The organism is Streptomyces sp. NRRL WC-3618 (assembly GCF_001280005.1).
GTDB lineage: Bacteria > Actinomycetota > Actinomycetes > Streptomycetales > Streptomycetaceae > Streptomyces.
On sequence record NZ_LGDW01000131.1, the window covers coordinates 1 to 7,739 of the forward strand.

Genomic DNA, 7,739 nt, shown 5'->3' on the forward strand with positions numbered 1-7,739 from the left:
CAGTGGCAGGGGGTGGGGCGGGGTCCGGGCTTGTCGGGCTGCGGGAGCGGTTGTCCGCCGTTGACGGGCGGCTGGAGGCGGGGGTCGTGGGTGCGGGTGAGGACCGGTTTCGGGTGGTCGCCACTGTGCCGCTGCCTGCGGGTTCAGGGGCCGCGGCCGGTTCGGGGTCGGATGCGAGGGGCGTTGTGAGCGGGGTCACCTCATGAGCGGTGTACGGCTGCTGCTCGCCGACGACGAGCACCTCATCCGGGGTGCGCTGGCCGCGCTGCTCGGCCTCGAGGACGATCTCGTGGTCGTCGCCGAGGCCGCCACCGGGCCCGAGGCGCTGGCCATGGCGCGGGCGCACCGGCCCGACGTCGCGGTGCTCGATCTTGAGATGCCGGGCGCGGACGGTGTGAAGGTCGCCACATCGCTGCGCACCGAACTGCCGGGGTGCCGGGTGCTGATCGTGACCAGTCACGGCCGCCCCGGGCATCTCAAGCGGGCGCTTGCGGCGGGTGTGCGTGGGTTCGTCCCCAAGACCGTCAGCGCCCAGCGGCTCGCCGAGATCATCCGTACCGTGCACGCCGGAAACCGTTACGTCGACCCGGAGTTGGCCGCCGACGCGATCTCCGCCGGGGACTCGCCGCTGACCGCGCGCGAGGCCGAGGTGCTCGAACTCGCCGCCGACGGCGCGCCGGTCGCGGAGATCGCGGAACGGGCCGCGCTGTCGCAGGGGACCGTACGGAACTATCTGTCGTCGGCAGTGTCGAAACTCGGGGCGGAGAACCGGCATGCGGCAGTGCGGCTCGCACGGCTTCGGGGTTGGGTATAGTTGGTCTCGCGCCACGGCACATACGACATGTGCGGGACGCGATGCGGACGTAGCTCAGTTGGTAGAGCGCAACCTTGCCAAGGTTGAGGTCGCCAGTTCGAACCTGGTCGTCCGCTCCAGATCAAGACCCCGGTCCAGTTGCGCTATGGCCTGTGCTCTATGCCGGGTGCCGTGCGCCCTGTGGCGGGGGCCGGCTATGTCCAGCTCAGGCCCGTCAGGCGCTCGTACGCCTCGATGTACTTCGCGCGGGTCGCGTCGGTGACGTGCTGCGGGAGCGGCGGCGGGGGCTGCTCGCTGGCGCGGACCCAGCCGGACTCCGAGGACGTCAGCCAGTCCCGTACGAACTGCTTGTCGAACGAGGGCTGCGCGTGGCCCGGCTCCCACTCGTCGGCCGGCCAGAAACGGGACGAGTCCGGGGTGAGCACCTCGTCGGCGAGGACCAGCTTCTCGCCGTCCTCGGTGCTCTCGTACCCGAACTCGAACTTCGTGTCCGCGAGGATGATGCCCCGCTCGCGGGCGATGTCCCGGGCGCGGGAGTAGACGGCCAGGGTCGCCTGGCGGAGCTCGGCGGCGGTCTCCGCGCCGACCTGGCGGGCCACCTCCTCGTACGACACGTTCTCGTCGTGCTCGCCGACCGCCGCCTTCGTGGCCGGGGTGAAGATCGGGGCGGGCAGCTCGGAGCCGTCGGTGAGGCCCTCGGGGAGCGCCAGGCCGCAGACCGTACGGGAGTCGTTGTACTCGGTCAGGCCGGAGCCGGTGAGGTAGCCGCGGGCCACGCACTCCACCGGCATCATGCGCAGGGACTTGCAGATCAGGGTGCGGCCCGCCCAGTCGGCGGGGGCGCCCGGCGGGAGTTCGGTGCTCAGGACGTGGTTGGGGGCCAGGTCGGCGAGCTGGTCGAACCACCAGAGCGAGAGCTGGGTGAGGACGCGGCCCTTGTCGGGGATCTCCGTCCGCAGCACCCAGTCGAAAGCGGAGATGCGGTCGCTGGCGACCATCACGAGGTCGCCCGCCTCGTTCTGGTACAGGTCGCGCACCTTGCCGGTGTGCAGATGCACCAGACCCGGAACCTGGAGGGGCTCGGGCTTTTCTACGAATCCGGACACGGTTCCTCCCCGTGGTGATGACCAAGTGGCTCGATTCTCCCGTATGCGGGGAGTGCGTTTTTCCACGGGGCTGGGGGGAGGGGGTGCGGAGTGGGTTGCGGAGGGAGGTCGTCGCGGAGGCGGGTTCGGTTTCGGGTGCGGTTTCGGGTGCGGGTTCGGACGCGGCTCAGGCTCGGCTCCGGCTCGGCTCCGGCTCGGGTTCAGTCCCGTTTGCAGATGCGGTCCAGGAGGTTCGCGGTGGCTCGCTGGATCCTCGGGTCGACGTGGCCGGGGCGGTCCAGGGACGGGGACCACGCGAACGTCCCGGACGCGAAGACCAGGGCGCCGGAGGGGGACCGGTAGAGGGAGGTCTCCTGGTGGCGGGGGGTGCCTTCGCTGTCGGCGTACGGGGAGTGCGCGAGGAGGACGCGGTCGTCGTGCTCGGGGAGCTGGGTGCGCGGGAAGTAGCGGTCGGCCTCTCCGGCCACCATGTCGGCGATCTCGTCGCCGTCGTGCGCGCCGGTCGCCTCCCACATCCAGTGGTCGGCGTTGCGGACGACCAAGGGGGTGGGCTCCGGGACCCTGCCCGCGTACTGGATGCCGATCAGCTGCTGCTCGGGGCGGTCGATTTCGCGCCACAGGGCCGGTTTCCCCGGGCCGCGGCGCTTGCGGCAGGTGAGGAGGCGGTCGGGGACGCCTGACGGGGACGGGCCCAGCTCCACCTGCCAGTACATGGTGTTGGCGGAGAGGAAGACGAGGGACGTGCCGTTCTCGCGAGCGAGTTCGGTGGTGCGGCGCATCGCCGAGGACCAGTACTCGTCGTGGCCCGGGAAGACCAGGCCCCGGTAGCGGGTGGGGTCGACGCGGCCGGCGTGCAGATCGCGGGCGTCGGCGTACGCCACGTCGTAGCCGTAGCGCTCGGCGAAACGGATGAAGTCGTAGGCGTGGCCCACATGGAGGGGGAGGCCCGCGCCGGCGTACGGACGGTCGAAGGAGACGGTCGTCGCGGCGTCGGCCTCGCCGAGGAGCCGGCCGTGCTCGTCCCAGGCGTGGTAGAGGCTCGCGCCGGTGCGGCCGTCCTCCGGGTAGAGGTTGTACGCCTGCCACGTGATGTCCGGCATGAGGAGCAGCAGGTCCGCCGGGTGGTTGTCGCGGACCGTGAAGGGGATGTGGGAGCGGTAGCCGTCGAGGGTGGTGAGCACGGCGACGTACGCCCCGATGTTCCAGTACGACGGGATCTGCAGGCGCCAGGACAGCCACCAGTGGTGGCAGGAGACGGTGCGGTCGGCGGCGAGCGGCGGGGGCTGGACGATGCCGGAGAGGCGGGGGCTCGTCGTGATCTTCGCCGCGCCGTCGCCGCCGTAGTGGCCGATGCGGTAGATGTCCACGGCGAATTCCTGCGGCGGGTCGACCGTGATGTGGAAGTCGATCGCTTCGCCGGGGGCGGCCGGGCCGGTGGAGGTGAACCCCTTGATCTGGCAGTGCACGTCGTCCGAGGCCCGGGGGCCGCCGGTGGAGGAGGACGCCGTGCGGGGAGCGGGGATCTTGGCGGTACCGGGCGGGCGGCCGGCCGACGTCGGGTCTAAGGGGTCGACGTACCAGGGGACCACGTGCCCGGTGTCGTCGAAATACGACTCGCTGCCTCGGAGCCAGGGGACGGGGCCCAGGCCGAAGGGGTCCGTGACGGCGTGCGCGAGAGCTCCCGACTCCCAGCGGCGGATCGGCTGTGACCCCATGTCTGCGTTCCTCCCTGGCTCCCCCGTCAGCTGCTGTCCTATGTCCCGAGCGATTGCCATGCGCGCGTTCGGTCCAAGCACATCACATTTCGCACGCGGTCCGTCACCGTTCGTCGTGAATTGGCCTCAAGCGGAAAAAAGGGGTCCGACCGGTTTCTTCGACGCCGGGTCGGTTGGTGGCTGGGGGCTGCCGCCCCCAGGCCCCCGCTTCGCCCCTTAAGGGGCCTTGTCCTCAAACGCCGGACGGGGCGGACGGTGCGGGCCGGGGCTGACAAACGTGATCACACCAGGCGTACGGGTTTTTCCGGGCGTACTCCTGTGGTGCGGAGCCAGGCCTCCAGGGGGGCCGGGTCGCCTGTCTCTATGAGGGTCAGGACCTTTGGGGCGAGGTCGGCCGCTCGTTCGCCGTTCAGGAGGAGGGAGGGGCCGTCGAGCCAGTCCAGGCCCGGGGTCGCGCCCGCCGTGTCCATCGCCGCGCAGCACACCATCGCGGTGACGTGATCGGCGAGCAGTTCGCGGCCCGTGCGCGGGGGCTGCAACGGGAACAGGGGCAGTATGCCGTCGTCCCAGAGGGCCGTGTCCGGGCCCTGGCCCTGACCCGCGGTCAGACCTGCCGGGGGCCCTTGTCCGCGCGCCGGCGCGGCGGCTTCCTCTCGGGCGACCTCCGCGCTGAGCCCGGCGGCGAGGGTTACACCGCGTTCGCTGCCTACGCGTTCGTCGTCTTCTTCGTCCGGGGCCTCGTCCGGGGCCAGGTCCAGGGTCGGGGTCGGGGCCGGGGCCGGGGCCGGGTCCGAGTTCAGGTCCGGGTCCGGGTCCAGGGCCGGGTCCGGGTCCAGGGCCGGGTCCAGGTCCGGGTTCAGGGTCGGGTCCAGGTCCGGGTTCAGGGTCGGGTCGATATCGGTCTGGGGGGTCGTCAGGTGGTTCATCACCCGGGACAGGGTCGGGGCGTCGGGGTCCTGCGGGTTGGGTGGCGTCGTGCCTAGGGCGCCCCTGGCGTCCAGGGCGTCCAGGACCCGGTGGAGGCGGGCCGCGTCCGTACGCCACTTACGGTCGACCACCTCGTCCGGGTACTCCTGCCAGTCGACCGGCGCCCAGTCGGGGCCGGGCTCCGCCGGGCCGCCGTGGAAGAGGCGGGCGGCGAGCAGGGAGGCCGCCTCGTCGACCAGGCCGGGTTCCTCCAGGAGGTCGCAGGCCGGGCGTTCGCCCAGACGGGACGTGAAGCCCTCGGCCAGCCGGTCGCGGCGGGACAGCTCCGTGAGCGCCGCGACGACACCCGCGTCCAGCCGGGCCGGCCAGCGGCCCATCCGCCAGGCGGGGAGCGCGACCCGGGTCAGCAGCCGGTCCCAGCCCGCGTACGCCAGGCCGACCTGCTCCTGCGCGACGATCCGCAGCCCGTAATCCACAGCCTGTGCACGCTCGGCGGCGGCCGCCGCGACCCCGCGCTCCATCTCGGACGCGTGCACCCGGCAGCTGCGCAGCAGCACCCGCGCCACGCAGCCGACGCCCGCGAGCGCCGCCCGGGACACGGGGTCACGCCGGGGCGCCGCGGCCACGGCCACCGCCGCGTCCAGGCCCCGTACGAAACGTCTCGCCGCCGCGATGTCCGGGTGCGCCGAAGGTCCCGTACCCGCGACGACCGGGGCCAGCACGGCGCGCAGTTCCGCGACGCGCATCCACCACAGGAACGGTGAGCCGATCACGAGGACCGGCGACGCGGGCGCCGTCGTCCGCCGGCGCTGTCCCTGGAAGGCGGGGCGCATGCCTCGTACGCCCGATATCTCGTCCCGGCCCTCCGGCGCGAGCGGGGCGTGGGCGGGGTGGGTGCGGTCCTCCAGCCAGCTGTCGCAGTCCGGGGTGAGCGCTATCGCGGAAGGCGCGGGGACGCCCAGGCGGTCGGCCAGGTCGCGCACCAGGTGATAGAGGTCCAGCGCCGATTCCTCGGCGATCGGGACCGTGGGGCTCATGGCCGGGCGGGCGCGGGCGACGACCAGGGCGACGACGGTCGCGGCGAGGAGTACGACCAGTGCGGCGACGCACGTGATCCAGCGGGCGAGGTGCCAGCCGCCGCCCACGAGGTGGTCGGTGGAGCCGCCTGCCAGCAGCACGACGGCGAGGGCCGCGGGCAGCAGAGCGACGGCCAGGGCCCTGCTGCGGACGCGCAGCACGGCGAGGGCCCGGGAACGCGCGACCTGCGCGCCCGCCTCCACACCCATACCGGTCACGACCGGATGTCACCCCCTACCTTCTCCGCACACACCTGACGTTGCTCATTCCCCCACTGTGGCACCCGCGACTGACATCGCAATGCCGGTGGGCCAAGTGCCGGAATGCTTGCGCCGCACCATAGTTGGGGGTCCGGCCCTCGTCAGCCGGATGGGGGATCGGTCACTCGATGGAATGGCTTTGGGGAGAGGTGGATGACACACGGCGACGACGAAGCGGCAGTTGGGAGGGGGTCGACGGAGGATCGAGAAGGGGTCGGCAGAGGGTCGGCAGGGCGGCGGGTGGCCTCCGGGCGCGTCACAGAACAAAGACTTCGGGCCCCGCATCCTTAGACGGATTCGGGGCCCGAGAGGTTCATCGACGTGTACGGCTTCGTGGTGCCGTACTACTCCGCTGCTGCCGCCTTCGCCGCGATGTCCGTGCGGTGCTGGGAGCCGTCCAGGTGGATGCGGCCGAGAGCGGTGTACGCGCGGTCGCGGGCCTGGCTCAGGTCCTTGCCGGTCGCCGTCACGGAGAGGACCCGGCCGCCCGCGCTCACGACCGCGTCGCCGTCGCGCTTCGTACCGGCGTGCAGGACGTACGCGTGCGGGGCGTCCTCGGCGGCCACGTCGGCGAGGCCGGTGATCGGGTCGCCGGTGCGCGGGGTGCCGGGGTAGTTGTGCGAGGCGATGACCACGGTGACCGCCGCGTCGTCGCTCCAGCGCAGCGGCTCCAGGTCGGCGAGGGTGCCGTTCGCCGCCGCGAGCAGGATGCCGGCCAGCGGGGTCTTCAGCCGGGCGAGGACCACCTGGGTCTCCGGGTCGCCGAAACGGGCGTTGAACTCGATCACGCGGGTGCCGCGCGAGGTGATCGCGAGGCCCGCGTAGAGGAGGCCGGAGAAGGGGGTGCCACGTCGGCGCAGTTCGTCGACCGTCGGCTGCAGGACCGTGTCGAGGACCTCTTCGACCAGCTTCGGGTCTGCCCAGGGGAGCGGCGAGTAGGCGCCCATGCCGCCCGTGTTCGGGCCCTCGTCGCCGTCCAGCGCGCGCTTGAAGTCCTGGGCGGGCTGGAGCGGGAGGACCGTCACGCCGTCGGTGATCGCGAAGAGGGAGACCTCGGGGCCGTCGAGGAACTCCTCGATGACGACGCGGTCGCAGGAGTTCGCGTGTGCGGCGGCCTCTTCGAGGTCGGCGGTGACCACCACGCCCTTGCCGGCCGCGAGTCCGTCGTCCTTCACGACGTACGGCGCACCGAACGCGTCAAGGGCCTCGTCGACTTCCTCCGGCGTCGTACAGACGTACGAGCGGGCCGTCGGGACGCCGGCTCCCGCCATGACGTCCTTCGCGAAGGCCTTGGAGCCCTCCAGCTGCGCGGCCTCCTTGGAGGGACCGAAGACCGGGATGCCCGCCTCACGCACGGCGTCGGCGACCCCGGCGACGAGCGGCGCCTCCGGCCCTACGACGACCAGGTCGGCGCCCAGCTCCAGGGCCAGTGCCGCTACGGCCTTGCCGTCGAGGGGGTCGACCTGGTGCAGCTCGGCGACCTCGGCGATGCCGGCGTTGCCGGGTGCGCAGTGGAGCGCGGTGACGTCGGGGTCGAGGGACAGGGAGCGGCACAGGGCGTGTTCGCGGGCGCCGTTACCGATGAGGAGGACCTTCACGGGGGTCAGCTTAGTCGGCGGGGTGGGGAGTGGTTGCCGGTGTGGGGTGCGGGCCTCGCTGGGCGCGGACTCGCTGGGGGCGGGCGTCGCTGGGTGCGGGCGCCCCCGGGGCCCCCGCTTCGGCCCTTGAGGGGCCTGGTCCTCAAACGCCGGACGGGCTGAGGGTGCGGGCCCGGTATGGAGGGTGCGGGCCCGGTATGGAGGGTGCGGGCAGGTGTGGAGGGGGCGGGCCGGGTGTGGAG

At 72.5% G+C, this 7,739-nt stretch carries 5 protein-coding genes and 1 tRNA gene; 2 read left to right on the forward strand and 4 right to left on the reverse strand.

From position 1 onward, the window contains the following. The first annotated feature begins 202 nt into the window (after nt 1-202). On the forward strand, nt 203-814 hold the full coding sequence (locus ADL01_RS15795; protein ID WP_053742634.1) for a response regulator transcription factor: 612 nt from the start codon (nt 203-205) through the stop codon (nt 812-814). A gap of 43 nt (nt 815-857) precedes the next feature. Further along, a tRNA-Gly gene (locus ADL01_RS15800) sits at nt 858-933 on the forward strand. Nucleotides 934-1,008: 75 nt separating this feature from the next. Here ADL01_RS15800 and ADL01_RS15805 read toward each other — a convergent pair. The 4 genes from ADL01_RS15805 to purD all read right to left on the reverse strand — a co-directional run bounded on the left by ADL01_RS15805 (nt 1,009) and on the right by purD (nt 7,497). After that, entirely contained in the window at nt 1,009-1,920 is a 912-nt protein-coding gene (locus ADL01_RS15805) for a phosphoribosylaminoimidazolesuccinocarboxamide synthase (protein ID WP_053742635.1), read from the reverse strand. Between the two features lie 200 nt (nt 1,921-2,120). After that, nucleotides 2,121-3,635 carry a N,N-dimethylformamidase beta subunit family domain-containing protein gene (locus ADL01_RS15810; protein ID WP_053742636.1) on the reverse strand — a complete coding sequence of 505 codons (1,515 nt, stop codon included), beginning with the start codon at nt 3,633-3,635 and terminating at the stop codon, nt 2,121-2,123. Between the two features lie 281 nt (nt 3,636-3,916). Beyond that, the gene (locus ADL01_RS15815) at nt 3,917-5,848 is read right to left on the reverse strand and encodes a hypothetical protein (RefSeq protein ID WP_053742637.1); all 1,932 of its coding nucleotides are present in this window, start codon (nt 5,846-5,848) and stop codon (nt 3,917-3,919) included. Nucleotides 5,849-6,243: 395 nt separating this feature from the next. Beyond that, a complete protein-coding gene (gene purD / locus ADL01_RS15820; RefSeq protein WP_053742638.1) occupies nt 6,244-7,497 on the reverse strand; it encodes a phosphoribosylamine--glycine ligase in 1,254 nt (417 codons plus the stop codon). Nucleotides 7,498-7,739 lie beyond the last annotated feature (242 nt).